Annotated in this window: 27 protein-coding genes; 21 read left to right on the top strand and 6 right to left on the bottom strand. The window is 65.0% G+C overall.

Translation table 11 applies throughout. The features are described from left to right. Positions 1-34 precede the first annotated feature (34 nt). The 6 genes from pgsA (at position 35) to XH96_RS06255 (ending at position 4,352) form a co-directional block, all read left to right on the top strand. Positions 35-652 (top strand): CDP-diacylglycerol--glycerol-3-phosphate 3-phosphatidyltransferase, encoded by a 618-nt coding sequence (gene pgsA, locus XH96_RS06280; RefSeq protein ID WP_028176628.1) that lies wholly within the window; start codon positions 35-37, stop codon positions 650-652. Then, positions 649-900 carry a molybdopterin converting factor subunit 1 gene (moaD, locus tag XH96_RS06275; RefSeq protein WP_194391510.1) on the top strand — a complete coding sequence of 84 codons (252 nt, stop codon included), beginning with the start codon at positions 649-651 and terminating at the stop codon, positions 898-900. Before pgsA ends, moaD begins: the two co-directional genes overlap by 4 nt. A gap of 186 nt (positions 901-1,086) precedes the next feature. Next, positions 1,087-1,554, top strand: coding sequence for a molybdenum cofactor biosynthesis protein MoaE (locus tag XH96_RS06270; protein ID WP_194391509.1), 468 nt, complete (start codon positions 1,087-1,089; stop codon positions 1,552-1,554). Beyond that, positions 1,554-2,513 (top strand): 50S ribosomal protein L3 N(5)-glutamine methyltransferase, encoded by a 960-nt coding sequence (gene prmB / locus XH96_RS06265; RefSeq protein ID WP_194391508.1) that lies wholly within the window; start codon positions 1,554-1,556, stop codon positions 2,511-2,513. The genes XH96_RS06270 and prmB overlap by 1 nt, the downstream gene beginning before the upstream one ends. Positions 2,514-2,604: 91 nt before the next feature. Next, the gene (locus tag XH96_RS06260; protein WP_194391507.1) at positions 2,605-3,222 is read left to right on the top strand and encodes a phage holin family protein; all 618 of its coding nucleotides are present in this window, start codon (positions 2,605-2,607) and stop codon (positions 3,220-3,222) included. Continuing rightward, entirely contained in the window at positions 3,222-4,352 is a 1,131-nt protein-coding gene (locus XH96_RS06255; protein ID WP_194391506.1) for a YihY/virulence factor BrkB family protein, read from the top strand. Before XH96_RS06260 ends, XH96_RS06255 begins: the two co-directional genes overlap by 1 nt. Before the next feature lie 44 nt (positions 4,353-4,396). On the opposite strand, the gene XH96_RS06250 is transcribed toward XH96_RS06255, so the two are convergent. Next, on the bottom strand, positions 4,397-5,236 hold the full coding sequence (locus tag XH96_RS06250; protein ID WP_194391505.1) for a class I SAM-dependent methyltransferase: 840 nt from the start codon (positions 5,234-5,236) through the stop codon (positions 4,397-4,399). A gap of 271 nt (positions 5,237-5,507) precedes the next feature. Between XH96_RS06250 and XH96_RS06245 the strand changes: the two genes are divergently transcribed. From XH96_RS06245 to XH96_RS06235, 3 genes are all read left to right on the top strand, one after another. Next, positions 5,508-6,974, top strand: a complete 1,467-nt coding sequence (locus XH96_RS06245) for an EAL domain-containing protein (protein WP_194391504.1) — start codon at positions 5,508-5,510, stop codon at positions 6,972-6,974. A 15-nt stretch (positions 6,975-6,989) separates the two neighbouring features. After that, positions 6,990-7,844 (top strand): TIGR01459 family HAD-type hydrolase, encoded by an 855-nt coding sequence (locus tag XH96_RS06240; protein WP_194391503.1) that lies wholly within the window; start codon positions 6,990-6,992, stop codon positions 7,842-7,844. Positions 7,845-8,090: 246 nt separating this feature from the next. After that, positions 8,091-9,032 carry a transposase gene (locus tag XH96_RS06235; RefSeq protein ID WP_194389766.1) on the top strand — a complete coding sequence of 314 codons (942 nt, stop codon included), beginning with the start codon at positions 8,091-8,093 and terminating at the stop codon, positions 9,030-9,032. A gap of 53 nt (positions 9,033-9,085) precedes the next feature. On the opposite strand, the gene XH96_RS06230 is transcribed toward XH96_RS06235, so the two are convergent. Then, on the bottom strand, positions 9,086-9,481 hold the full coding sequence (locus XH96_RS06230) for a response regulator (RefSeq protein ID WP_008567674.1): 396 nt from the start codon (positions 9,479-9,481) through the stop codon (positions 9,086-9,088). A gap of 229 nt (positions 9,482-9,710) precedes the next feature. On the opposite strand from XH96_RS06230, the gene XH96_RS06225 reads away from it, so the two are divergent. Continuing rightward, positions 9,711-10,682 carry a bifunctional riboflavin kinase/FAD synthetase gene (locus tag XH96_RS06225; protein WP_194391502.1) on the top strand — a complete coding sequence of 324 codons (972 nt, stop codon included), beginning with the start codon at positions 9,711-9,713 and terminating at the stop codon, positions 10,680-10,682. A 4-nt stretch (positions 10,683-10,686) separates the two neighbouring features. Here XH96_RS06225 and XH96_RS06220 read toward each other — a convergent pair whose 3' ends face one another. Together XH96_RS06220 and XH96_RS06215 are read right to left on the bottom strand one after the other, a co-directional pair. Continuing rightward, complete coding sequence (locus tag XH96_RS06220; RefSeq protein ID WP_194391501.1) at positions 10,687-11,124, bottom strand: RES family NAD+ phosphorylase; 438 nt, start codon at positions 11,122-11,124, stop codon at positions 10,687-10,689. A 9-nt stretch (positions 11,125-11,133) separates the two neighbouring features. After that, the gene (locus tag XH96_RS06215) at positions 11,134-11,532 is read right to left on the bottom strand and encodes an MbcA/ParS/Xre antitoxin family protein (RefSeq protein WP_194391500.1); all 399 of its coding nucleotides are present in this window, start codon (positions 11,530-11,532) and stop codon (positions 11,134-11,136) included. A 266-nt stretch (positions 11,533-11,798) separates the two neighbouring features. Between XH96_RS06215 and ileS the strand changes: the two genes are divergently transcribed. The 6 genes from ileS to arfB all read left to right on the top strand — a co-directional run bounded on the left by ileS (position 11,799) and on the right by arfB (position 19,622). Further along, complete coding sequence (gene ileS / locus XH96_RS06210) at positions 11,799-14,807, top strand: isoleucine--tRNA ligase (protein WP_194391499.1); 3,009 nt, start codon at positions 11,799-11,801, stop codon at positions 14,805-14,807. A gap of 10 nt (positions 14,808-14,817) precedes the next feature. Next, positions 14,818-15,312 carry a signal peptidase II gene (gene lspA, locus XH96_RS06205; protein ID WP_028176617.1) on the top strand — a complete coding sequence of 165 codons (495 nt, stop codon included), beginning with the start codon at positions 14,818-14,820 and terminating at the stop codon, positions 15,310-15,312. A 96-nt stretch (positions 15,313-15,408) separates the two neighbouring features. Beyond that, positions 15,409-16,131: a hypothetical protein gene (locus XH96_RS06200; protein WP_194391498.1), complete on the top strand. Its 723-nt coding sequence runs from the start codon at positions 15,409-15,411 to the stop codon at positions 16,129-16,131. A 200-nt stretch (positions 16,132-16,331) separates the two neighbouring features. Then, the gene (locus XH96_RS06195; RefSeq protein WP_371739981.1) at positions 16,332-17,726 is read left to right on the top strand and encodes a M16 family metallopeptidase; all 1,395 of its coding nucleotides are present in this window, start codon (positions 16,332-16,334) and stop codon (positions 17,724-17,726) included. Continuing rightward, a complete protein-coding gene (locus XH96_RS06190; protein ID WP_194391497.1) occupies positions 17,723-19,087 on the top strand; it encodes a pitrilysin family protein in 1,365 nt (454 codons plus the stop codon). Before XH96_RS06195 ends, XH96_RS06190 begins: the two co-directional genes overlap by 4 nt. 118 nt (positions 19,088-19,205) lie before the next feature. Beyond that, positions 19,206-19,622, top strand: a complete 417-nt coding sequence (gene arfB / locus XH96_RS06185; RefSeq protein WP_194391496.1) for an alternative ribosome rescue aminoacyl-tRNA hydrolase ArfB — start codon at positions 19,206-19,208, stop codon at positions 19,620-19,622. Between the two features lie 163 nt (positions 19,623-19,785). On the opposite strand, the gene XH96_RS06180 is transcribed toward arfB, so the two are convergent. Further along, positions 19,786-20,091 carry a hypothetical protein gene (locus XH96_RS06180; protein WP_194391495.1) on the bottom strand — a complete coding sequence of 102 codons (306 nt, stop codon included), beginning with the start codon at positions 20,089-20,091 and terminating at the stop codon, positions 19,786-19,788. A gap of 310 nt (positions 20,092-20,401) precedes the next feature. Between XH96_RS06180 and XH96_RS06175 the strand changes: the two genes are divergently transcribed. From XH96_RS06175 to XH96_RS06160, 4 genes are read left to right on the top strand one after another with little or no spacing between them, the layout of a single operon-like run. Next, entirely contained in the window at positions 20,402-20,788 is a 387-nt protein-coding gene (locus tag XH96_RS06175; protein ID WP_194394053.1) for a cytochrome c family protein, read from the top strand. Then, positions 20,789-21,184, top strand: a complete 396-nt coding sequence (locus XH96_RS06170; protein WP_061877409.1) for a VOC family protein — start codon at positions 20,789-20,791, stop codon at positions 21,182-21,184. 35 nt (positions 21,185-21,219) lie between these two features. Further along, on the top strand, positions 21,220-21,768 hold the full coding sequence (locus XH96_RS06165; RefSeq protein WP_194391494.1) for a gluconate 2-dehydrogenase subunit 3 family protein: 549 nt from the start codon (positions 21,220-21,222) through the stop codon (positions 21,766-21,768). A gap of 31 nt (positions 21,769-21,799) precedes the next feature. Next, positions 21,800-23,368 carry a GMC family oxidoreductase gene (locus XH96_RS06160; protein ID WP_194391493.1) on the top strand — a complete coding sequence of 523 codons (1,569 nt, stop codon included), beginning with the start codon at positions 21,800-21,802 and terminating at the stop codon, positions 23,366-23,368. A 193-nt stretch (positions 23,369-23,561) separates the two neighbouring features. Here XH96_RS06160 and XH96_RS06155 read toward each other — a convergent pair whose 3' ends face one another. Then, positions 23,562-23,879, bottom strand: coding sequence for a ribbon-helix-helix domain-containing protein (locus tag XH96_RS06155; protein ID WP_194391492.1), 318 nt, complete (start codon positions 23,877-23,879; stop codon positions 23,562-23,564). A gap of 247 nt (positions 23,880-24,126) precedes the next feature. On the opposite strand from XH96_RS06155, the gene mutL reads away from it, so the two are divergent. Further along, positions 24,127-25,938 (top strand): DNA mismatch repair endonuclease MutL, encoded by a 1,812-nt coding sequence (mutL, locus tag XH96_RS06150; protein ID WP_194391491.1) that lies wholly within the window; start codon positions 24,127-24,129, stop codon positions 25,936-25,938. The last annotated feature ends 104 nt before the right edge of the window (positions 25,939-26,042 follow it).

The following is a 26,042-nucleotide window of genomic DNA, read 5'->3' as shown; positions in this document are numbered from 1 at the left end:
TGACCTTCAGGCCCGAGCGGTATTGGTAGGACGGATGAACATCGCCACGACACGAGGGACGACCAGGCGCGCGATGTCCCTCCCGAACATCCTGACCTATGGCCGGATCGCCGCGATTCCGGTCGTGGTCGGATGCATTTATGCGCAGTCCATCCTGGATCAGCCGCTGTGGCTGCGCTGGGTTGCGGTCGCCATCTTCATTGCGGCTGCGGTCACGGACTACCTCGACGGCTATTACGCGCGGATCTGGAATCAGCAATCGGCATTCGGCCGGATGCTCGATCCGATCGCCGACAAGCTGCTGGTCGCCTCCTGCCTGCTGATGCTTGCCGCCGACGGCATCATCCACGGCTGGTCGCTGTGGGCCGCCATCGTGATCCTGTGCCGCGAGATCCTGGTCTCGGGCCTGCGCGAATACCTCGCTGCGCTCCGCGTCAGCGTGCCCGTGACCAAGCTTGCGAAGTGGAAGACCACGGTCCAGCTGGTTGCGATCGGCTTCCTGCTCGCCGGCCCGGCTGGCGACGAGGTGCTGCCCATCGTCTCGATGATCGGACTGGCGCTGCTGTGGGCCTCGGCGATCCTCACCATCTACACCGGCTACGACTATTTCCGCGCGGGCATCCATCACCTCATCAAGGAGGACGAGGGATGAAGGTGAAGTATTTCGCCTGGGTGCGCGAACGCGTCGGCAAGGCCGAGGAGACGATCGAGCCGCCCCCGAACGTGCGCACCGTCGAGGATCTGATCGCCTGGCTGTCCGGCCAGGGCGAGGCTTATGCGTATGCGTTCGAGAAGCCAAAGGTGATCCGCACCGCAATCGACCACGCCCACGTCAAATCGGACGCCGCGATCGCGGGCGCGCGCGAGATCGCGTTCTTCCCGCCGATGACCGGCGGCTAGACCGATGTTCTCGAATAGACGAGCGTACGGTGTCGCCTCACCTCTCCCCGACGGGGAGAGGTCGGATCGCGTCAGCGATCCGGGTGAGGGGGCACAGGTCTCACGAGAGGGCGGCTCCCCTCACCCGCGCCTTCGGCGCGACCTCTCCCTATGGGAGAGGTGTGGCACCATCGAAGCGACACGATCATGACCTGCCCCGTCACCATCCGCATCCAGGAGGGCGATTTCGACATCGCGCGCGAGATCGCGCTCCTGACGAACAGCCGCACCGACATCGGCGCGATCGTGAGCTTCTCCGGCATCTGCCGCGCCGACGAGGACAGCGCCAAGATCGCCGCGCTGACGCTCGAACATTATCCGGGCATGGCAGAAGAAGAAATCGGGCGCCATGTCGACGAGGCGACCTCGCGGTGGCCGCTGAACGGCGTCACGGTCATTCACCGCGTCGGCCGCTTCATGCCGGGCCAGAACATCGTGCTGGTGCTGACCGCCTCGCAGCACCGGCAGGCCGCGTTCCAGGCGGCCGAGTTCCTGATGGACTATCTCAAGACCAGCGCGCCGTTCTGGAAGAAGGAAGAGAGCGCCACCGGCACGGGCTGGGTCGAGGCCCATGCCCGCGACGACGAAGCCGCCGCGCGCTGGACCAAATCCTGATGGCAAAAGTCTCGAAAAAACCCCCGCGCGGCCGCGCGGCGCCGAAGCTTGCGAAGGTCGGACGCGGCGAGCTTCTCACGCTGCTCGACTTCGTCCGCTACGCGGTCAGCCGCTTCGTCGAAGCCAGGCTCGCCTTTGCCCACGGCACCACCGATCCGGTCGCGGAAGCCGCCTTCCTGGTCTGCGAGGCGCTGCATCTCAATCCCGAACAGTTCGAGATCTTTGCCAACGCTCGCGTCACCGCCGCCGAGAGCAAGATCCTGCTCGACCTGATCCACAAGCGCGTCACCACACGCAAACCGGCCGCCTATCTCGTCAACAAGATCTATATGCGCGGCCTGCCCTTCTATGTCGACGAGCGCGTCATCGTTCCGCGCTCCTTCATCGGCGAACTCCTGGATTCGCATTTCGGCGTTGGCGGCGAGGCCGGCTCGCTGATCGACGACCCCACGGCGGTCGCGCGCGTGCTCGACCTCTGCACGGGGTCGGGATGCCTCGCGATCCTCGCCGCGCATCATTTCCCGAACGCCACCGTCGATGCCGTCGACATCTCCAAGGGGGCACTTGAAGTCGCCGCGCGCAATGTCTGCGATTACGGGCTTGAGGACCGGATCAACCTCTATCGCGGCGACCTGTTCGCCCCGCTCGGCGACAACAGATACGACCTGATCATCACCAACCCGCCTTACGTCGATGCCGAAGGTATGGCGGCGTTGCCGCCGGAGTGCCGGGCCGAGCCGCAGCTCGCCTTCGACGGCGGCGCCGACGGTCTCGACGTGGTGCGCCGCATCCTGCGCGATGCGCCCGATCACCTGACGCCGGATGGCGGCTTGATCTGCGAGATCGGTCGCGGCCGCGAGCTGGTCGACGAAGCCTTTCCGGAGCTGCCGCTGCTCTGGCTGGACACCGAGGATTCCGAAGGCGAGGTGTTCTGGATCGCAGCCGCCGATCTCGGCTGATTCAGCACGGCGGATCCCGCTCCGTCGGAACAAGTCAAATACCGCCACGTTCATCCCCCGAGGAATTTTCTCGCTCTCGGAGGATGTCCGCATGCTCGCGCCATCGGGCGAATTGCTGCGCGCCGGCATGGCGCTCAAGCTCAATCACGTCAAACGCGCCGCTCAATCCTATTTGCGTGACCAGACCGGCCGCGCAACCGGCAGAATGACATCTTACGCGGTGGCCGGCGGACTGTTCGCGGTCGCGGGCCTGTTCGTTGTCGCAGCATTTTTCGTCGGACTGATCGCCCTGTACCGCTGGATCGCGATCACTTACGGCCAATTCTGGGGATTTGGTGCCGTCGGCGCCCTGCTGCTGGCGCTGGCTGCGGTCTGTGCCGGGGTGGCAATGGCGCAGATGAAACGCAAGGCCAAGCCGATCGTGCCGCTTGCGAGCCGTCTGCGCGTGGCGGTCGCGACGCCGCGGATCCCACGTGGAACGGTCAAGCAGGCGGTAAAGGAGGTCGCAACGACGATTCCCCTCGTGCCGCTTGCGCCGGGTGAACGCGGTCAGGACAGCAAGGTTGATGACGGCAAGGCTTATCACGGCAAGGCCTGGCCGGCCCGCGCCAACCGCCCCGTGCAGCTCGGCCTGATGCTCGCAGCCGTCGGCTTGGTCGGGTTGACGGCCGCCCGCCGGCGGCGCCACAGGCACAGTCTGGATGCGTGATGCCGGCGCGGCGCTCCGAGCAGATCGACTCCTGGCTGCTGGTGGCGGCGACGGCCGTCTTCGTGCTGACGGCGGAGCGCTACTTTCAGGATTCGGGACTGATCCGGCCGGGGCCCCCGCAAGACCACCGCAACGGCGAAGCGAGCTCACCGGAAACGCACCCGGCCAGCGCGGCGACGCAGCCCGGCCGGGGCCGCCAGGCGAAGAGCCCGTTCACGATCCCCTGGGCGGGATGGAAGGATATCTTCTGGCGGACCTATCAGCGCATCGACGAGGATCGCCTGCTCGCGACGGCGGGCGGCGTCGTCTTCTTCGGGCTGCTCGCCATCTTCCCCGCAGTCACGGCGCTCGTCTCCTCTTATGGGCTGTTCGCCAACCCGGCGACGATCAGCGCCAACCTCCACACGCTTGCGACCATGCTGCCCGAGGGCTCGTTCCAGATCGTCGAGGACCAGGTTGCGCGCGTGGTGTCGAACGGCACCGCCACGCTGGGTGTCACGTTCCTGTTCGGCCTGCTGCTTGCGATCTGGAGCGCCAATGCCGGTGTCAAGGCGATCTTCGACGCCCTCAACGTCGCCTACGAGGAACGCGAGAAGCGCAGCTTCGTCCGGCTGAACGTGGTCTCGCTGGCCTTTACCGTCGGCGGCATCGTAGCGCTGCTGTTGATGGTGGGGGCCGTTGTCGCCTTCCCGCTTGCGCTCAATCATCTCGGCCTGGCGCCTGAAAGCAAGCTGATCGTGGCGCTGGCACGATGGCCGCTCCTGTTCCTGATCCTGCTCGTCGCACTCGCCATCCTCTACCGCTTCGCTCCCAGCCGTGATGCGCCGCGCTGGCAATGGCTGAGCCTCGGCGCCGTGACGGCCGCGATCCTCTGGATCGCCGGTTCGGCCCTGCTCTCCTGGTACCTCTCGGAATTCGCCAATTACAACGCGACCTACGGCTCTCTCGGTGCTGCGATCGGCCTGATGATGTGGATGTGGATGTCGGCGATCGTCATCATGTTCGGCGCCGAGCTGAACTCGGAGATCGAGCGGCAGACGCTGCGCGACACGACCACCGGGCAGCCGAAACCGCTCGGCAGCCGCGAAGCCGTCTCGGCCGATACGGTCGGCGCCACCGCGCCATTTTGATCGGTGCGGTCAGGCCGGAGCCGGCCCGACCGCATCTTGGGCCATCAGCGCTTGGTGATCACGGCTTCCAGATATTCGCTGTGCACCACGATCGTGCCGTCGTCGGCGTGGTTGAACTCCCCGAGCAGCGCCAGGAGATCGCGCTTCAGCGCAGCCTGGCCACTCTCGTCGAGCGCGGCAAACGCCTTCAGCGTAGGCCCGTAGAAGGTCTTGAAGATGTCGAGCCAGTGGTCCGGCGAGCGATAGCGGAACACGAACATGCGCGGCTCGGCGGCGATCTCGGAAGCCTGGCTTCCGAACATCTCTTCCAGCCGCGCAGCCGTGCCCCACAGCGCCGGTGACTTCACCCCCGCCGGCGGCGGCAAATGCTGGCCGATGGTCTTGAATAGCTGGCCGATGAAACCTTGCGGCGTCCAGTTGGCGAGGCCGATTTTGCCTCCGGATCTGCAGACCCGCGCGAGCTCGGAGGCGGCCTTGTCCTGATCCGGTGTGAACATCACGCCGAAGGTCGAGAGCACGACGTCAAAGGTGGCATCGGCAAACGGCAACGCTTCGGCATCCGCCTCGCGGAACTCGACCTTGAGATGTTCGGCCGCCGCGCGCTCCTGCCCGCGCTCGAGCAATGCCGGCACGTAGTCGGTGGACGTGACGTCACACCAGCGCCGCGCCGCAGCCAGCGTCGCATTGCCGTTGCCGGCGGCGACGTCAAGCACCTTGCTGCCGGCGCGCAAGTCGATTGCCTCACAGAGCTGTTCGCCGACGATCTGCAAGGTGGTGCCGACAACGGCATAGTCGCCCGACGACCAGGCGCCGTGCTGGCGCTGCTTGACGGCGGCAAGGTCAGGCGGGGGTGTGGGCTGTTTCAGGGCTGCGGATATCGACATGGGCAAATCTCCTGGGGTTGAAAACGCCGGGACGATAGGGCGCATGCGGCCCGCTGGCCTTGAGAGCAGCGTTATTTTACGCTGAGAGCGCCTTGATTTCCGGACGGAGCCGCAGCGGGCCTGATGCAGGCTGCCAGACACTCACTATCCCCTCGAATCAACAATGATGTTAGGGTCATGCATTGCTTGGGGGAGCATGAGCCGTGACGGGTTGGAGCGCGACCCGTGTTTTCCCGGTGAAGCAGTCAGCTCTTGAGGCATAACGCGCGGCATGATTCGCATTTCGACGATTTTCATCGCCATCTGCATGGTCCTGGTCGCGGCCTCGCTCGGGCTCGTGCTCTATTCGGTCGCCGGCATCAGCGGAACGGAATCGGCCATCGTCGCGCTGACCGCGCTGACGTTCCTGATCCTCTACAACGCCGTGTCGATGCGGCTGCGCGACCGCAGCGACGTCGGCGGGCAGATCGCCGACCTCTCGCGGGGCACCGCCGACCTCGCCCGGCAGGTGGCCGAGTTCGGCCGCCGGCTCGCCGCGATCGAGGGCCGCATCGCCTCGTCCAATTCGGCCAACTCCGACCGCGTCCAGTCGGTGATCGGCGAGATCAACGAACTCGGCGGATTGGTCAGGCAGCTTGCCACCACCGTGTCGGCCCATGAGGATCTGCTGGCCGGTCACGCGCCGGCCCCCGCCCCGGTCATGAGGCCCGAGCCGGAGACGCCGATCGATCTGGCTGCCCCCTTCGAGGAGAAGCCGGTCGCCGCTCCCCCGCCTCCCGTGCCGCCCCGGCCGGCGCCGGCGGTCCAGGCCCAGCCCGCCACCCCGGTTCAGACCGGCAACGGACGCAGCCAGACCCAGATGCTGGCGACGCTGCGCAATGCAATCGACGAGAACCGCATCGACATATTCCTGCAGCCGATGGTGACGCTGCCGCAGCGCAAGGTGCGGTTCTACGAGGCGGTGACGCGCCTGCGCGACGAGCACGACCAGCTGATCGCCGCCGAGGAGTTCATCAGCATCGCGGAAGCTTCGGGCTTGATCGGCCGCATCGACAACATGGTGATGCTGCGCTGCGTGCAGGTGCTGCGGCGCCTGATGGTGCGCAACAAGGACGTCGGCGTGTTCTGCAACCTCGCAGCCTCCACGCTCGGCAATTCCACCACCTTCGCGCAATGCCTCGACTTCCTCGAAGCCAACCGGGCGCTGGCGCCCTCCCTGGTGCTGGAGTTCAAGCAGTCGACGTTCCGCAATCTCGGCCCGGCCGAGACCGAGAATCTCGCGGCGCTCGCCCAGCGCGGCTTCCGTTTCTCGATCGACCATGTCACGGATCTGCGCATCGAGCCGCGCGAACTGGCTGATCGCGGGGTGCGCTTCATCAAGGTGCCGGCCACGCTGCTGCTCGATCCCAGGCAGGCCTCGACCTCGGACATCCACCCCTCCGATCTCTCCGACCTGCTCGGCCGCTTCGGCATCGACCTGATCGCCGAGCGGATCGAGGGCGAGCGCGCGGTGGTCGACCTGCTCGATTACGATGTGCGCTTCGGACAGGGGTTCCTGTTCGCGCCGCCGCGGCCATTGCGGCCGGAGGGGGCATCTGCTACCGCCGGGGCCCCGCCGAACCAGACGAAAGACATTCAGGGACCTCATGGCTCCGGCACACCCAGCTCAGGCGCGACGTCTTCTGCGCCTCCGCCACAACGCATCACCGGCAACGCGGCGCTCGCGCGCCGCATCTGATCGACCGCGCAGATCATGACCACGCTGCATTTTGCCGAAGGCCTGCGCGAGCTCGTGGGCGGTGTGGACGTCGTGCTCAGCGACATCTGGGGCGTGGTCCACAACGGACTGGAAGCCTTCCCCGAAGCCTGCGAGGCGCTGCACACTTATCGCAGCCGCGGCGGTACAGTGATCCTGATCACCAACGCGCCGCGCCCGGCCGACTCGGTCCAGCGGCAATTGCGCAAGCTCGGTGTCCCCGATGAGACCTACGACGCGATCGTATCTTCAGGCGACCTGACCAGGCTCTATGTCGCCGAGCATCCCGGCCGCAAGATGTTCTGGCTCGGCCCCGAGCGCGACAACTCGATCTACCGCGGCCTCGATGCCGTGACCGCGCCGCTGGAGGAAGCCGACTACATCGTCTGCACCGGCCTCTATGACGACGAGACCGAGACGGCGGAAGACTATCGCGGCATGATGCTGAAGGCACGCGAGCGCAAGCTGACGCTGGTCTGCGCCAACCCCGACATCGTGGTGGAACGCGGTGACCGGCTGATCTATTGCGCCGGAGCGATCGCTGAGCTCTACCGCGAGCTCGGCGGCGAGGTGATCTTCTATGGCAAGCCGCACCGGCCGATCTACGAGCGCGCCATGTCACTCGCCGGGGAACGCCAGGGCAACCAGATCGACCGCAAGAAGGTGCTGGCGATCGGGGATTCCGTCCGCACCGACCTGACCGGCGCGCGCGAATTCGGCATCGACTGCCTGTTCGTGACCCGCGGCATCCATGCCGAGGAGTTCGAGGGTCTTGACCAGCTCGACCCGACATCGGTCGTGGAATTGTTCGGCCACCCGCCGAAGGCGCTGATGCGCGAATTGAAGTGGTAGAAAATGTCGTGCCCCGGACGCAGCTCGAAGGGCTGCAGAGCCGGGGCCCATAAGCCACAAGCGATATCGTGGATGGACTGGGTCCCTGTGTCTGGGAAGTCTGGCATGATGATGGTGGGCGGGAAGCCGTTGGGTCCTTGGCGCTTGACGCCGTGAGCCGGCTCGGTCTCCCGCCCGTTCCATCTATCAACCTGAACAGTTGCACGAGGCTGCGTCAACAGACCTCGCATCACAGGGACAGGCACCGTGATCATATCCTCTCGTTGCGTCGGGATCGACATCTCCAAACATCACCTTGATATTTTCGATGAGGCCATCGGCGTAGCGGAACGCATCGCCAACGCGACACAGGCCATCACACAGCTGGTGGCGCGTTGGCGATGCGATGCGCTGATCGTCTTCGAGGCTACGGGGGTCTATGACCTCGAGCTTCGGGAGGCTCTGCATCGGGCCGGCATCCGCTTTGCCCGGATCAATCCGGCCCGTGCCCGCGACTTTGCCCGCGCCAGCGGCCAGCTCGCCAAGACCGATCCGATCGATGCGCGGATGCTGGCGGCCTTTGCCCGCGCCATGAAGCCCGCCACCGAGCAGGCCGCGACGCCTGCTCGCAACACTTTGGCAAGGCTTGCAAAACGGCGGGACCAACTGGTTGCCATGAGGGCCCAGGAAAAGAACCGCCGCAGCGAAGCCGAGGACCGCGCCATGGTGGAACGCATCGCTCGCCTCATCGAGGTCCTCAATGATGAGATCGCCGAAATCGACACTGAGATTCATGCGCTCGTCAAAGCCGAACCGGAGCTTGCCAATGATGCACAGTTGATGCGCTCGGTGCCCGGCGTGGGACCCGTCGCTTGCATGCAACTCCTCACCCAGATGCCCGAACTTGGGCGTCTCGGGCCAAAGGAGGTGGCCGCTCTTGCCGGCCTGGCTCCCTTCAATGTCGATAGCGGGGCTTATCGTGGCAAGCGCAAGATCGGCGGCGGACGAAAGCGCGTCCGCGACGCCCTCTACATGGCTGCTCTCAACGCCGTTCGTCGCGCCGATCACTTCAAAATCTTCTATGACCGGCTCCGTCTGGCCGGCAAACCAGCAAAGCTCGCCCTCATTGCTGTCGCAAGGAAGCTGCTGACCATCCTCAACGCAATGCTGCGCGACCGAAAACCCTATAAAATCGCACCATCAACATAACAGTTGCCGGCGCGTCACTGGCGTGACGCGCCTTGTCCGGGACACGATCGCGCTTACGCGCTCGCCATGTCCGGGAAGACCGCCTCGATCTTGGTCTTCAGCGTCGCCGCATTGAACGGCTTGACGATGTAGTTGTTCACGCCGGCCTTCTTGGCCGCGATCACGTTCTCGGTCTTGGATTCCGCCGTGATCATGATGAAAGGCGTGGTGGCGAGGTTCGGATCCGCGCGGACTTCGCGCAGGAGGTCGTAACCCGTCATCGGCTCCATGTTCCAGTCGGAGATCACGAGCCCGTATTTCTTGCCACGCATCTTGTTCAGCGCTGCCGAACCGTCGCTGGCATCATCGATGTTCTCGAAGCCAAGCTGCTTCAGCAGATTCCGGATGATACGGATCATGGTGCTGTAGTCATCCACCACCAGAACCGGCATCGACAAATCAACCGCCATCTCGACTCCCCCAACGCAAACCCAGGAATATTAGGATCGGACCTGCCAAGCCGGAGCCCGGCAGTTCCACGCCTCAAGGACTAGCATCAAGGCGTTAAACAGCGCGTTAATTGCGGACATCGCCAAAGGACTGAAATCGTGTTCAATCTCTGCGCTCCCCCCGCTTGACTCGGTCAGGCCGGTCGCGCCACGGTCCGGGCGGTCCTGCCCGGTTCGAGAATTTCCCCTGATGGCTCCGCCTTTTACCGTTATCCGCGACACAACGCCGGATTCCGCGATTCCGAGGGGCGCCGTGGTCGCCATGGGCAATTTCGACGGCGTTCATCTTGGCCATCGCGCGGTGATCGCGGCAGCGCTGGAGATGGGCCGGACGCATGGCCGCCCTGCGCTGGCATTGACCTTCGAGCCGCATCCGCGGCGGTTTTTCAGCCCCAACACCCCGCAATTCCGCCTGACGGACGAGCGGGCCAAGCTGCGGCTGTTGGCCGGCACCGGGCTGGCCGGCGCCGTTGTCATGACCTTCGACAAGGCGCGCGCCGGAACCAGCGCGCAAGATTTCATTCACCATGACCTGATCGGGCGCCTCGGCGTCAGCGGCATCGCGGTCGGTTACGACTTCCATTTCGGCAAGGGACGGGTCGGCTCGCCGAGCCTTCTCGTCAACGAGGCGCCCCGGCTCGGCATCGAGGTCGACGTGCAACCGCATGTCGATATCGACGAGCGGCCCGTCTCCTCCAGCGCGATCCGGATCGCCCTCGCCGAGGGCCAGCTCGACGACGCGACCACCATGCTGGGCGGGCCCTGGTTCATTACGGGCGAGGTCATCCATGGCGAAAAGCGCGGCCGCGACCTCGGCTATCCCACCGCCAACATTCGCCTGGACGCCAATTGCGGGCTCAAGCACGGCATCTACGCGGTGCGGGTCGGCCGCGGTGCCGGGCGGCTCGACGGCGTGGCCAGCTTCGGCCGCCGTCCGACCTTCGACAATGGCGCCCCGCTCCTGGAGATCTTCCTGTTCGACTTCAAGGGCGACCTCTACGGGCAGCGCCTCGACTGCGCCTTCATCGGCTTCATCCGCGAAGAGCTGAAATTCGACAGCCTGGAGGCCCTGATCCGCCAGATGGACGACGATTCCGCCCGCGCCCGCGCTATCCTGGCCGCCGCCCCGGACGCGTTTCCGAGGCTGGGCGTGATCGATTGATCAATCAGACCAGCCGTGGATCGAACGGCGCCTGGATCACCTCGGCCACGCCAACGCGCGCCGCGTCTGGATGTGCAGGGTTCAGGAGAAAGTTGGATCCCTGCGTGCTGATCGCCGAGGGCACCTGCAAGAGCGCACTGGTTGACCGATCAAGCCATCGATCACCAATTTCACGGCTGACAATCGTGTGCGACTGCCAATCCGGAGGCAATTCTGATTCGACGGTTTCGACCTTGATGCCCTCAGGGACGGAAATCCGCAGCAGCTGGTACGTCGACGGTATGAGATCGCGGTCCATGTGAACCAGCATTTCCAACAATGCGCTCGATGGGTGATCGGCAAGATAAACGATCCGCTTGCCCTGAGAATGCCACCGGCCTGCGGCCCTCAGGCCACCAATCCCGGAAAGATCGACGTAGTTGGAAATTCGCCAGAGCTCCATCTTGTGAACTCAGGCAAAGATTCCGTGATCGATCCGTTCTAACAGTTCACGAACAACGGCTGCTCCCAGTTCATCCTCTAGCAAGTCGGCCGGTTTCTGACCTGATAGAGAGCGATTTGGTCGCTGCAGCCAAGTCTCCGCCTTTGCCGGATCGCCAAAAACGCGATCAGCGAGCGTCTTGATCTCCAAAGCCCTGACCAAAGATCCAGATTTCTCGAGCGATTTGAGTTCAACTATCACGACACGGAGCAGGTCCGCGGTCTCACGCTGACCAGCCTCAATCAACACCGCGTAGGCGTCTTCAAGCGATGATGCAATTTCTGAATGCGCCTGAGCATTTTGCTTCCCGCCGCGTCGGCGGATCTGCTTGAGCTCCTCAAAGACCTCAGCAAGGTGGCCTGCGCTCATGGAATTTATCTCCGTTAATCAATACATTAACTGCGCCATGGAATTCCGCAATAGCGTCTCGCGTCGCCGAATTGGGTCCCTAGCCCTTTGCGCTTCCCTTGGCCCCCTGCTATGGAGAGGCCCATGTTTGCGCGGCGCATCATAGGGATTAGCGGCCCGGCTTCCGCCTGAGCCTTTGGCTCGGCGCAAGACCGGGATTTTGTCGTTTCACTCCCGCGATTCCGCATCGCGATCCGTTCCCGCGCCCTTCCGAGCCAGTCAGCCTCATGTCCGAAAAGCCGCAGAAGTCCCAAAAGTCTGAAGCCAAAGACTATTCGAAAACCCTGTTCCTGCCGCAGACCGAATTCCCGATGCGCGCCGGCCTGCCGCAACGCGAGCCGGAGATCCTCAAGCGCTGGTACGAGATCGGCCTCTACGAGAAGCTACGCCAAGCTGCGAAGGGCCGGGCCAAGTTCGTGCTGCATGACGGCCCGCCCTACGCCAACGGCAACATCCATATCGGCACGGCGCTGAACAAGATCCTGAAGGATCTCGTCACCAAGAGCCAGCAGATGCTCGGCTTCGATTCCAACTACGTGCCCGGCTGGGACTGCCACGGCCTGCCGATCGAGTGGAAGGTCGAGGAAGAGCACTACCGCAAGAAGGGCAAGCAGAAGCCCGACTTCCGCGACTCTGCCGCGATGATCGATTTCCGCAAGGAGTGCCGCGCCTATGCCACGCACTGGCTCGGCGTGCAGCGCGAGGAGTTCAAGCGCCTCGGCGTGATCGGCGACTGGGACCATCCCTACGCCACCATGAGCTATCCCGCCGAAGCCCAGATCGCGCGCGAGCTGATGAAGTTCGCCGCCAACGGCACGCTCTATCGCGGCTCCAAGCCGGTGATGTGGAGCGTGGTCGAGAAGACCGCGCTGGCCGAAGCCGAAGTGGAATACGAGGACCACACCTCCGATACGGTGTGGGTGAAATTCCCGGTGACCTCGCCCGCGCATGGTGCGCTCGCCTCCGCAAGCGTCGTGATCTGGACCACCACGCCCTGGACGCTGCCCGGCAACCGCGCCATCTCGTTCTCGCCGAAGATCGCCTATGGCCTCTACAAGGTGACGGACGCGCCCGCCGACAATTGGGCCAAGACCGGCGATCTGCTGATCCTCGCCGACGCGCTTGCGCAAGAAGTCTTCAAGCAGGCGCGCGTGACGGCCTATGAGAAGGTCCGCGAAGTCCCCGGCGACACCATGGACGCGATCGAATGTGCCCATCCGCTGAAGGGCCTTGGCGGCGGCTATGACTTCGTCGTGCCGCTGCTGCCCGGCGACCATGTCACCGATGACACCGGCACCGGCTTCGTGCACACGGCGCCCGGCCATGGCCGCGAGGACTTCGATGTCTGGACGGCGCAGGCGCGCGATCTCGACGCGCGCGGCATCAACACCGCGATCCCCTACACCGTCGACGAGAACGGCGCCTACACCGATCACGCGCCGGGTTTTGCCGGCAAGCGCGTCATCACCGACAAGGGCGAGACGGGCGATGCCAACGAGGCCGTGATCAAGGCGCTCGTCGACAGAGGCATGCTGCTCGCGCGCGGCCGGCTCAAGCACCAATATCCGCACTCCTGGCGCTCCAAGAAGCCGGTGATCTTCCGCAACACGCCGCAATGGTTCATCGCGATGGACAAGCCGATTGCGACGGCTGGCAAGACCAAGGCCGGCGACACGCTGCGCGCCCGCGCGCTGCACGCGATCTCGGTGACGCAATGGGTGCCGCCGTCGGGCGAGAACCGCATCAACGGCATGATCGAGGCGCGCCCGGACTGGGTGATCTCGCGCCAGCGCGCCTGGGGCGTGCCGATCGCCGTGTTCGTGCGCGAGAAGGGCGACGGCTCCGCCGAGATCCTCCAGGACGAGGCCGTCAATGCGCGCATCGGTGAAGCCTTCGAGAAAGAAGGCGCCGACGCATGGTACGCGAAGGGTGCGCGCGAGCGCTTCCTCGGGGCGCGCGCGAACGAAGACTGGCAGAAGGTCGACGACATCCTCGACGTCTGGTTCGATTCAGGCTCGACCCACGCCTTCGTGCTCGAAGACCCCGTGCATTTCCCGGGGCTGTCAGGCATCAAGCGCAAGGTCGACGGCGGCACCGACACGGTGATGTACCTGGAAGGCTCGGACCAGCACCGCGGCTGGTTCCACTCCTCGCTGCTGGAAAGCTGCGGCACGCGCGGACGCGCGCCCTACGACATCGTGCTGACCCACGGCTTCACCCAGGCCGAGGACGGCCGCAAGATGTCGAAGTCGCTTGGCAACACCATCGAGCCGCAGTCCGTCATCAAGGACTCCGGCGCCGACATCCTGAGGCTCTGGGTCGCATCCAGCGACTACACCGACGACCAGCGCATCGGGCCCGAGATCCTGAAGAACACCGTCGAGACCTATCGCAAGCTGCGCAACACCGTGCGCTGGATGCTGGGCACGCTGCATCACTACAAGCCGACCGACGCAGTCGCGCCCGCCGAGATGCCCGAGCTGGAGCGCCTGATGCTGCACGAACTCGCGGTGCGCGCCACCGCGATCGGCAAGGCCTATCGGGAGTTCGACTACAAGACCGTGGTCGCGATCCTGTCCGCCTTCCTGAACAGCGAGCTCTCCGCGTTCTACTTCGATATCCGCAAGGACACGCTGTATTGCGATCCGCCCTCTTCGCTGACGCGCAAGGCGGCGCTGACGACCATCGACCTGCTGTGCGCCTCGATCCTGAAATGGCTGGCGCCGATCCTCAGCTTCACCGCGGAGGAAGGCTGGCGCATGTACCGGCCCGACGCCGAGCCGTCCGTGCATCTGACGCTGTTCCCGACCGACCTGGAAGACCTGCGCGACGACAGGCTCGCCGCAAAGTGGGAAACGATCCGCAACGTCCGCCGCGTCGTCACCGGGGCGCTCGAGCTCGAACGCGCCGCCAAGAACATCGGCTCCTCGCTCGAGGCGTCGCCGGTGATCTATGTCGCCGACCGCGACATGCTGATGACGCTGTTCGACACCGATCTCGCCGAGATCTGCATCACCTCGAACTACGAGGTGCGGGAGGGCGAGGCGCCGGCTTCGGCGTTCCGTCTCGATGCCGTGCCCGGCGTTGCGGTCGTGGTGGAGAAGGCGGTCGGCACCAAATGCGCCCGCTCCTGGAAGATCTCGCCGACCGTCGGCGAGGACCCCGAATACCCCGACGTCACCCCGCGCGACGCCAAGGCGCTGCGCGAATGGAAGGCGCTGGGGGTGAGCGTCTGATCGGTCGCCCATGACCCCGCTCCGCGCCGGCATCCTCGCGGCAATGGTCACGCTGGTGGCAGACCAGGCCTCGAAGCTCTGGCTCCTGAATGTGTTCGACCTCGCCGGCCGCGGGGCGGTGCGGGTGACGCCATTCTTCGACCTGGTGCTGGCCTGGAACATCGGAATCAGCTTCGGCTGGCTCCAGAACGACAGCCAGGCAGCGCAGCTCGCGCTGATGGCCGTCAAAGGTATCGCGGTGGTCGCGCTGGCGATCTGGATGGCCCGCTCGCACACCATGCTTGCTACGATCGCGCTCGGCCTGATCATCGGCGGCGCCATCGGTAACGGCATCGACCGCCTGGCCTATGGCGCGGTGGTGGATTTCGCCCTGCTCCACATCGAGATCGCCGGAAAAACCTATAATTGGTATGTGTTTAACCTCGCCGACGTGGCCATCGTTGCTGGGGTGGCGGCGCTATTGTATGATTCCTTCCTGGGGGTACCCGCCGCAAAAGCGCCCTGATCCCGGCCGATACGGACCGGCGGTGGAACCCGGCCTTTGCGAGGATGAGAGCCGCGTGCGCGCGGCGATCTGCCACAATATGGAACAGGTAAAGCAATGCGCAGCGCGATGACCAGCGATTCGATGGTGCGAGACCTCCGGTGGGGGCTCTGGCGGGCATTGAAATTGTCCGCTGTCGCACTTGGCATCGGCCTCGTCATGTCGACCGGCGCGGCCCGCGCCGGTGACGACGACGAGGAAGACGATATGACCTTCGAAGAGAGGCTCATCGACAATCTGATGTCCGGCATCGGCGCCAAGAGCATGGAAAAGAAGGGCATCGAATACCGCGAGCGCTCGCCGCTGGTGGTGCCGCCCAAGCTCGATCTGCCGCCGCCTGCGACCGAAGCCAAGGCTGCGCCGAACTGGCCCAAGGACCCCGAAGAAAAGCGCCGCAAGGAAGCCATCGCCGCGCGCAAGAAGGCCACCAAGGCAACGGAGAACTGGCAGGCCGCCCAGCCGCTGACGCCTGCCGAGATGAAGGCCGGCCAGGTCGCCGCGGCGCCCCGCACGAGCAACGATCCGATTCAGCCGGGCACCAACGGCAACCCGTCGCTGAGCCCCGCCGAGCTCGGTTTCACCGGCGGTCTGTGGAACATGATGAAGGGCGGCAACAGCTCCGAGTCCAAGGAGTTCACGTCGGAGCCGCCGCGCCAGTCGCTGGTCGAGCCGCCGCCGGGCTACCAGACGCCATCGCCGAACTACGCCTATGGCGCCGGGCCGGACAAGTCGCGGCGGATGTATTACGACATCATGTCTGGCAAGGAGAAGGAACAATAGCGTTCCTGTCCACTGCGACATCCTGACAAAAGCGAGGCCGGCGCCGGCGCATCCCTGCACGCCCGGCGCAGCCGTAAATTGCCTATCAGTAACTTGCCTACGACATGCGTTCTCTGCTTCGTGACGCGAAGCCTCAGCCGCACGGTGTAGCATGCCGTGCCTCCGAGCCGGACATCCGGGCTCGGCCTTTCAAAAGGATCATGATGTCCTCTTACCGATCGGCTGCCTGCCTCCTTGCCGCGCTGCTTTCGACGAGTGTCCTCTCAGCCGGCACGTCCCTCGCCCAGACCACGGTAACATCGGCTCCGCCAGCCAGCTTCACGCTCAGCAACGGCATGCAGGTCGTGGTGATCCCGGATCACCGCACGCCCGTCGTCACCGAGATGATCTGGTACAAGGTCGGCTCGGCGGACGAGACTCCCGGCAAGTCCGGGCTGGCGCACTTCCTCGAGCACCTGATGTTCAAGGGCACCTCGAAGCATCCGGCCGGAGAATTCTCCCAGACCGTGCTTCGCGTCGGCGGCAACGAGAACGCCTCCACCTCGGTCGACTACACCAATTACTACCAGCGTGTGCCGAAAGAGCAGCTGCCGACCATGATGGAGTTCGAGGCCGACCGCATGACGGGCCTCGTCCTCAAGGACGAGAACGTGTTGCCTGAGCGCGACGTCGTGCTCGAAGAGTACAACATGCGCGTCGCCAACAATCCGGATGCGCGGCTGAACGAGCAGATCATGGCCGCGCTCTATCTCAACCATCCCTATGGGCGTCCGGTGATCGGCTGGCATCAGGAGATCGAAAAGCTCGATCGCGAGGATGCGCTCGCCTTCTATCGCCGCTTTTATGCGCCGAACAACGCGATCCTGGTGATCGCCGGTGACGTCGACGCCGCCGAAATCCGCCCGCTGGTCGAGCGCAATTTCGGCTCGATCCCGGCGCAGCCCGCGATTCCGGCACGGCGCGTCCGTCCGCAGGAGCCGGAGCCCGCCGCCCCGCGCACCGTCACGCTGGCCGACCCGCGCGTCGAGCAGCCGAGCATGCGGCGCTATTATCTGGTGCCCTCCGCGACCACGGCAGCAGCCGGCGAGAGCGCGGCCCTCGACGTGCTGGCGCAGCTGATGGGCAGCGGCAGCAATTCCTATCTCTACCGCGCGCTCGTCGTCGACAAGCCGCTCGCGGTTTCCGCCAACGCCAGCTATTCGAGCATCTCGCTCGACCCGACCCAGTTCGCGATCTCGGCTGCGCCGAGGCCCGGCGTCAGCTTCGCAGAAGTGGAGCAGGCGGTCGACGGTGTCATTGCCAGCGTTGCGCAGAACCCGATCCGCGCCGAGGATCTGGAGCGCGTGAAGACCCAGCTCATCGCCGAGGCGATCTACGCCCAGGACAACCAGGCGGTGCTGGCGCGCTGGTACGGCGGCGCGCTGACCACGGGCCTGTCGATCGAGGACATCCGGAGCTGGCCCGACCGCATCCGCGCCGTCACCGCCGAGCAGGTTCGCGCCGTCGCGCAGAAATGGCTCGAGAAGAAGCGCTCGGTGACGGGCTATCTGATCAAGGACACCGCTACCGCCAAGCGCGAGGAGAAGCGTTCGTGACCTATCCCTTCCTTCGACGCGTTGCATTCTCCCTTGCCAGCGGCGCGACGCTCGCGCTCGCCGCTATCTCGCCGTCACATGCCGCCGCAAAAATCCAGCACCTGATCTCGCCCGGCGGCATCGAAGCCTGGTTCGTGCAGGACGCAACCGTGCCGCTGATCGCGATGGAATATTCCTTCGCCGGCGGCTCCTCCCAGGACCCGAAGGATAAGCCGGGCGTCGCCAATCTGGTCGGCGATCTCCTCGACGAAGGCTCCGGCGATCTCGACTCCAAGACGTTCCATGAACGGCTCGATCGCCGTGCCATCGAGCTCTCCTTCAACGCCACCCGCGATACGTTTCGCGGCAGCCTGCGCATGCTGCGCGACAACAAGGACGAGGCCTTCGACCTGCTCAGGGGCGCGCTGACCTCGCCGCATTTCAACACCGCCGACGTCGAACGCATCCGCTCGCAGGTCATCTCGGGCCTGCGCCGCGAGACCACCAATCCGACCTCGCTGGCGAGCCGCAAGTTCCTGGAAGTCGCCTTCGGCGAGCATCCTTACGGCCGGCAGACCAACGGCAATCTCGACAGCGTGCCGACCATCACGGTCGCCGACATGAGGGACTATGTCGGCCGCGTCCTCGCCAAGGACGGGCTCAAGATCGCCGTCGTCGGCGACGTCGATCCGGCGACCCTGGGCAAGCTGCTCGACCACACATTCGGCAGCCTGCCTGCCAAGGCCAATCTGACGCCGGTTCCCGATGTCGAGGCTGCAAAGCCGCCGCAACGCACCTTCGTGACGCTCGACGTGCCGCAGACCGTGATCACCTTCGGCGGCCCCGGGGTGAAGCGCAGCGATCCGAACTTCATGGCGGCCTATGTCGTCAACCACATCCTCGGCGGCGGCGGCTTGTCCTCCCGGCTCTATCGCGAGGTCCGCGAGAAGCGCGGACTGGCCTATTCGGTGTTCGAATCGCTGCTCTGGATGGAGCATTCGGCGATCTTCATCGGCAACACCGGCACGCGCGCCGACCGCGCCGGCGACACCATCGACGCGATCGAGAAGGAGGTGCGCCGCATGGCCGAGGAGGGTCCGACGCAGAAGGAGCTCGACGAGGCCAAGTCCTACCTCAAGGGCTCGCAGATGCTGGCGCTCGACACCTCCTCCAAGCTGGCCCAGGCGCTGCTGCAATATCAGCAGGACAAGCTGCCGATCGACTATATCGAGAAGCGCAACGCCATCGTCGACGCCGTGACGCTGGACGATGCCAAGGCGGCCGCCAAGCGCCTCTGGGGCCAGGGCCTCCTCACCGTCGTCGTCGGCCGCGCCCCGCAGGCCGCGGCCCAACCGGCGGCTGCGACGCCGAAGTCGAACTGATCTCTTCTGCAAGCGCGTCCTGAATGGCCGGGCCCTGCCCGGCCATTTGCGTTTGCATGAGCGCCATTGCCGAACCTGAGCGTCCGCGATATGTCCAGACATCACGGATGGTGCCTACATGCTGCGGATATCCCGCAATCTCGTCATCGACGAGGACGATATCGAGATCGGTTTTGTCCGCGCCTCCGGCCCGGGCGGGCAGAACGTCAACAAGGTCGCGACCTCGGCACAGCTGCGCTTCGACACGCGCAAGCTGACCTTGCCGGAGGACGCGGCCCTGCGGCTTGCGCGCCTTGCCGGCCAGCGCATGACCAAGGACGGCGTCATTGTGATCCAGGCGCAGCGCTTCCGCACCCAGGAGCGCAACCGTCAGGATGCCATCGACCGTCTCACGGAGATGCTGCGCGAAGCGATGATCAGGCCGACGCCGAGGCGCGCGACGCGGCCGACCTTCGCCTCCAAGCAGCGCCGGCTCGAGGGCAAGAAGCACCGCAGTGACGTCAAGGCAGGACGCGGCCGGAGCTTCGACGACTAGCCGGTGCGGCAAAGAGCTCCGGCCGCGAGGCGACCGGAGCTTTGCCGATCCACCCGGCGAGACTAAAGCGCGATGCGATTAGGATGAATCGTCATCGCGCTTTAGGTTGTTGTTTAAGCATGTTCTTTTCAGAAAACCGCTGCGCACTTTTCCGGATCATGCTTTAGTAACGTTTGGACGGGGCTGCGCCGCCCGTCGCGGCGTCGTCAGCCGTTCCCTTGTGCGTAGCGCTGCCCGTGGTGCCGACCGTGCCCCTGGTGCCTTTGGTCGACTTCATGCCGGTCTTCTCACCCGCCGCGCCCGCCTGAGGGTTCATTTCTTCGTCGCCGCTGCCCATGGTGCTGCCCTGCATCGGTTTGCTCTGCACGGTGCCGCCTGACTTGGCAGGTGGCGCGCCTTGCGCGAGAACGGGCGTGGCAACGAGAGCCGATAGAGCGCATGCGATCATCGAGGTCTTGACCAACTTCATCCATTTCTCCTGGATTCTTTCGCGAGGAACGGCTCGGCGGCTCCCCACGCCGCTCATCTGCACCGGCCATGTCATCGCGTCGAGAGTTCGAGCGGCGTGATCGTCATGCAATCCGGATGGTGTGGTGATCGTTGAGGGATTTGACGGCGGTTTCGCGGAATTGTGCTCCGCATATAAGGCGCCGCGGAACATCACACGCGCCCCACACGTTTCCGCTTGCCGCGAAACAGCCCGCTACTACCACCACATCTTTGACGCCGACTAGAGTTTGCACACGCTGGATTTGACGTGGATGAGCGAGCTCTTGGCGATGCGCACGATCGTGCTGGGATTGTGCACCGCGATGGTGCTGATGGCGCGAGGCGCCGACGCGCAGATGCCATTGCCGGCGGCAAAGCCGCCGGATGGCGCGACGCTGTTCAAGCAGCAATGCGCGGTGTGCCATACCACCAATCTCTCGGACCCGATGCGACAAGGTCCGCCGCTGGTCCGAATCGTGGGCCGGGCCGCCGGCAAGGTCGAGGGCTTTCATTATTCGGACGGCCTCGCCAAAGCTGACTTCACCTGGGACGAGGCCCGGCTGGACGCGTGGCTGGCCAATCCGCAAGCCGTCATCCCCGGTGTGATCATGGCCTATCGGCAGGCCAGGCCCGAGACACGCGCCGCCATCATCACTTACCTCAAGGAGCTGAACTGAATGGCAAAGCCGGTCCATTCCATGATCCGCGTGCTGGAGGAGGCGCGCTCGCTCGACTTCTACAAGCGTGCCTTCGGCCTGGAGGTCACCGACCATTTGAAGTTCGCGGACTTCGCCCTGATCTATCTGCGTCACCCCTCCTCGCCTTTCGAGGTCGAGCTGACGGTGAATTTCGATCGCAAGGAGCCGTACCAACTCGGCGACGGCTACGGCCATCTCGCCGTGGTGGTCGAGGACATCGATGCCGAGCATGCCCGCTTCGAACGCGAAAAGCTCGCACCGGGCCCCTTACGCGATTTCAAGCACGACGGCCGAACGCTGGCGCGCTTCTTCTTCGTCAGTGACCCCGATGGCTACAAGATCGAAGTGATCCAGCGGGGCGGCCGTTTCAACTGACCAAACCAAAATCAAAAATCTACGGAGGACATGCCATGAGAGAAATCGATCGTCGAAGCAAGCACAGCCGCCGCGTCTTTCTCAAGGGCGCGGCCACCGCCGTGCCGGTCGCGGCCGTTGCGACCAGCGTTGGCGTCAGCATCGACAACGCCTGGGCCGAAGAGACGAGCGCACTCTCACCCGCCACGATGAAGACGCTGCTGAAGGTCGCGCGCGATATTTATCCGCACGACGTGCTCGGCGACAGCTACTACATCACCGCGATCAAGCCGTGGGACGGCAAGGCGGCGAAGGATCCCGCCGTCAAATCGCTGATCAGCGACGGCATTGCGCGGCTCGATCAGAACGCGCGCGACCGCCACAAGGTGCCTTATGTCGAAGTGGCCTGGGAAGCCGACCGCGTTGTGCTCCTGAAGGAGATCGAGCAAAGCGCCTTTTTCCAGAAGGTACGCGGCGATCTCGTCGTCTCGCTCTACAACCAGAAAGAGGTCTGGCCGCGGTTCGGCTACGAGGGCTCCTCCGCCGAGCTCGGCGGCTACATCAACCGCGGCTTTGCCGACATCGACTGGCTGCCGAAGGCTTAGATCGCCACCCCAACGGTTCAGGAGAACGCATATGGCAAAATTCGATCTGAACGACTCCAGCGTCGTGGTGATCGTCGGCTCCGGTGCAGGCGGCGGCACGCTGGGCAACGAGCTCGCGCAGAAAGGCGTCAAGGTCGTCATTCTCGAGGCAGGTCCCCGCATCGAGAACCACGACTTCATCAACGACGAATGGGAGAGCTTCTCCCAGCTCGCCTGGACCGATGCGCGCACCACGTCGGGCACATGGCGCGTCGCCAAGGATTTTTCCGGTCTTCCCGCGTGGATCGTCAAGGCGGTCGGCGGCTCGACCGTGCATTGGGCCGGCGCCTCGCTGCGCTTCGACGAGCACGAGTTCAGAGTGAAGAGCACCTACGGCAACATTCCCGGTGCAAACCTGCTGGACTGGCCGGTCACGCTCGCCGAGATGGAGCCGTGGTACGCGAAGGCCGAGAACAAGATGGGCGTGACTCGCACCAACGGCATTCCCGGCCTGCCCGGCAACAATAACTTCAAGGTGCTGGAGGCCGGCGCGAAGAAGCTCGGCTACAAGACCGTGCACACCGGCAACATGGCCATCAACAGTCAGCCGCGCGACGGACGGGGCTCGTGCCAGCAGATCGGCTTCTGCTTCCAGGGCTGCAAATCCGGCGCCAAATGGTCGACGCTCTACACCGAGATCCCCAAGGGCGAGGCGACCGGCAATCTCGAGGTCCGCCCCGGCAGCATGGTGGTGAAGATCGAGCACGACGCAAGCGGCAAGGTCACCGGTGTCGTCTACGCCGACGAGCAAGGCGCCATGCAGCGTCAGAAGGCGCGCATCGTTGCGGTGGCCGGCAACTCGATCGAGAGCCCGCGGCTGCTGCTCAACAGCGCCTCGCCCATGTTCCCCGATGGCCTCGCCAACTCCAGCGGTCAGGTCGGCCGCAACTACATGCGTCACATGACCGGCAGCGTCTACGCGGTGTTCGAGAAGTCGGTGCACATGTATCGCGGCACCACCATGGCCGGCATCATCCGCGACGAGGCCGCCAACAATCCCAAGCGCGGCTTCGTCGGCGGCTATGAGATGGAGACGCTGTCGATCGGCCTGCCGTTCATGGCGGCGTTCCTCAACCCCGGCGCCTGGGGACGCTCGTTCACGTCCGCGCTCGACGGCTACCCGCGCATGGCCGGCATGTGGCTGGTCGGCGAGGACATGCCGCAGGAGACCAACCGCATCACGCTCGATCCGGTCGTGAAGGACAAGTTCGGTCAGCCGGTCGCGAGCGTGCATTTCGACGACCATCCCAACGACGTCGCGATGCGCGCGCACGCCTACAAGCAGGGCGCCGCGGTCTATGACGCCGTCGGCGCCACCGTGACCTATCCGACACCGCCCTATCCGAGCACGCACAATCTCGGCACCAACAGGATGAGCGAAAAGCCCCGGGACGGCGTGGTCAACAAGTTCGGGCAGAGCCACGACATCAAGAACCTGTTCGTCTCGGACGGCAGCCAGTTCACCAGCGGCGCGGCCTGCAACCCGACGCTGACCATCGTCGCGCTCGCGATCCGGCAGGCGGACTACATCGCCGGTGCGATGCAGAAGAAGGAGATCTAACGCCCGACGGGCAAACCGCTCTCTCCCCCGTCGTTGCGAGCGAAGCGAAGCAATCCAGACTGCCGGCGCGGAAGGATTCTGGTCGCTTCGTTGCATCAGCGCAAAATTGCTACGCAATTTTGTCGCGAGCTCCTCGCAATGACGATGTGGAGGGACTCGCGTAGCCCGATGGACGACACCGAGGGTTCAGCAGCTATTCGGCCGCGTCGAGAATGGGCGCAACAATCGCCTTGAACTCCCGGACCGGCGCAACGCTTCGAGATCGATAGATCAGGCAGGAGCAGCGCAGCAGCGAGGCGAAATTGTTGACCTCGCCATGATGGTCGAGCACCTCGTTGTAGAGCGTGGTCAGGAACTTGCCGAGGCTCATGCTCTCCTTGGCCGCGATCTCCTCCAGCGTGTCCCAGAACGCCATTTCCAGACGGATCGACGTGCAGTGCCCACCGATCCGCAAAGACCGTGTCTGGGACTCGTAATCGCGTTGGGGCTGATGCGCGAAGAGATGGCACATGGCGTCCTCCCGTCCTGTTGCCGTTTTTTCACGATGCTACACCGCTGCCCGGCGCCTCACAATCACAACCACGGCCGACAGCCGGTCCATCGACACCGCGGCATTGTCCCGAACGTCCAATGTCTTCAATGTGATAGGGGGTCTTCTTCCCCAGCCCGTCATGCGGCTGTTGCCCAACGCATGCTTTTGACGCAACACGGCCTAGAATAGAACGTCAACGAATCCAAGACCGAGCCCGATCGAATTCATGCCCGTCCGCCAATTACCCGAACAGGTCGTCAACCGCATCGCCGCCGGCGAGGTGGTGGAACGTCCGGCGAGCGTGGTCAAGGAGCTGGTCGAGAACGCCATTGACGCCGGCGCGAGCCGGATCGACGTCTTCACCGACGGCGGCGGGCGGCGGCGGATCGGTATCACTGACGACGGCAGCGGCATGACCGCAAAGGATCTCTCGCTCGCGGTCGAGCGCCACGCCACCTCCAAGCTCGACGACGAGGACCTGCTCCAGATCCGCACCCTCGGGTTCCGCGGCGAGGCCCTGCCCTCGATCGGCTCGGTAGCGCGTCTCTCGATCACCACGCGACATGCCGGCGAACCGCATGCCTGGGCTCTCACCGTCGAGGGCGGCGCGAAGTCCGAGATCATGCCGGCTGCGCTGGCCCACGGCACCCGCGTCGAGGTTGGCGACCTCTTCTACGCGACGCCGGCGCGACTGAAGTTCTTGAAGACCGATCGCACCGAGGCGGAAGCCATCCGCGAGGTGGTGCGGCGCCTCGCCATGGCCCGGCCGGACATTGCCTTCACGCTCGCGGGCGAGGAGCGCGCGCCGGTGACCTGGGCCGCCGCCCTGCCCGGCGCCGCCGGACGGCTGACGCGGCTCGGCGATATTCTGGGAGCCGAATTCCGCAGCCACGCCATCGAGGTTCATGCCGAGCGCGAGGGCGTCGTGGTCGACGGCTATGCCGCGGCGCCGGCGCTGACCAAGGCCAACGCGCTCGGGCAATATCTCTTCGTCAACGGCCGGCCGGTCCGCGACAAGCTGATCCTGGGGGCGGTGCGCGCCGCCTATTCCGACTACCTGCCGCGCGATCGTCACCCGGTGCTGGCGCTGTTCGTCATGCTCGATCCGCGCGAGGTCGACGCCAACGTGCATCCGGCGAAGACCGAGGTACGATTCCGCAACGCCGGCCTTGTGCGTGCATTGATCGTGCACGGGCTGAAGGAAGCACTCGCGCGCGAGGGCCGGCGCACCGCCGCCAACGGCGGCGAGAGCGCATTGTCCTCGTTCCGGCCTGCCTTCACGCCGCGTCCCGCTAGCTGGGACTGGCGGGTCTCTCCAGCCGCCCCGGTCGCGCCCATGCCGTCCTTCGAAGGCGCCGCCGCCCCCGCCTTCGCCGAGCGCGTGCAGGCTGCATTCGATGTCGGCGCGCCCAGCGCGGACGTGCGGTTCGAATCACAGCCAAGCGGCGACCTCGTCGATCGCCCGCTGGGCGCAGCGCGCACGCAGATCCACGAGACCTACATCGTCTCGCAGACCCGCGACGGCCTGATCATCGTCGACCAGCACGCCGCGCATGAGCGCATCGTCTACGAGCGGCTGAAGGCCTCGCTGGCTGCCAATGGCGTGCAGCGGCAGATCCTCCTGATCCCCGAGATCGTCGAGATGGACGAGGCGACGGTGGAGCGCCTGCTGGAGCGCAGCGAGGAGCTGGCCTCGTTCGGCCTCGCCATCGAATCCTTCGGCCCCGGCGCGGTCGCGGTGCGCGAGACGCCGTCGCTGCTCGGCAAGACCAATGCCGGCGGCCTCTTGCGCGATCTCTCCGAGCACATGGCCGAGTGGGACGAGGCGCTGCCGCTGGAGCGCCGCCTGATGCACGTCGCCGCCACCATGGCCTGCCACGGCTCGGTGCGCGCTGGCCGCAGGCTCAGACCGGAGGAGATGAACGCGCTGCTCCGTGAGATGGAGGAGACGCCGAACTCCGGCCAGTGCAATCACGGCCGGCCGACCTATGTCGAGCTGAAGCTGAGCGACGTGGAGAAGCTGTTCGGACGGAGGTGAGTGGCGCTCCGGTAGGGTGGGCAAAGGCGCGCGCTCTTCGCGCGCCGTGCCCACCATGTATCCGCGCACTCGACATCGATGGTGGGCACGCTTCGCTTTGCCCA

Origin of the sequence: Bradyrhizobium sp. CCBAU 51765 (genome assembly GCF_015291725.1) — a bacterium.
Classification (GTDB): domain Bacteria; phylum Pseudomonadota; class Alphaproteobacteria; order Rhizobiales; family Xanthobacteraceae; genus Bradyrhizobium; species Bradyrhizobium liaoningense.
Note: the sequence above shows the minus strand (reverse complement) of the source record. Positions and strands in the feature narration are given on the sequence as shown.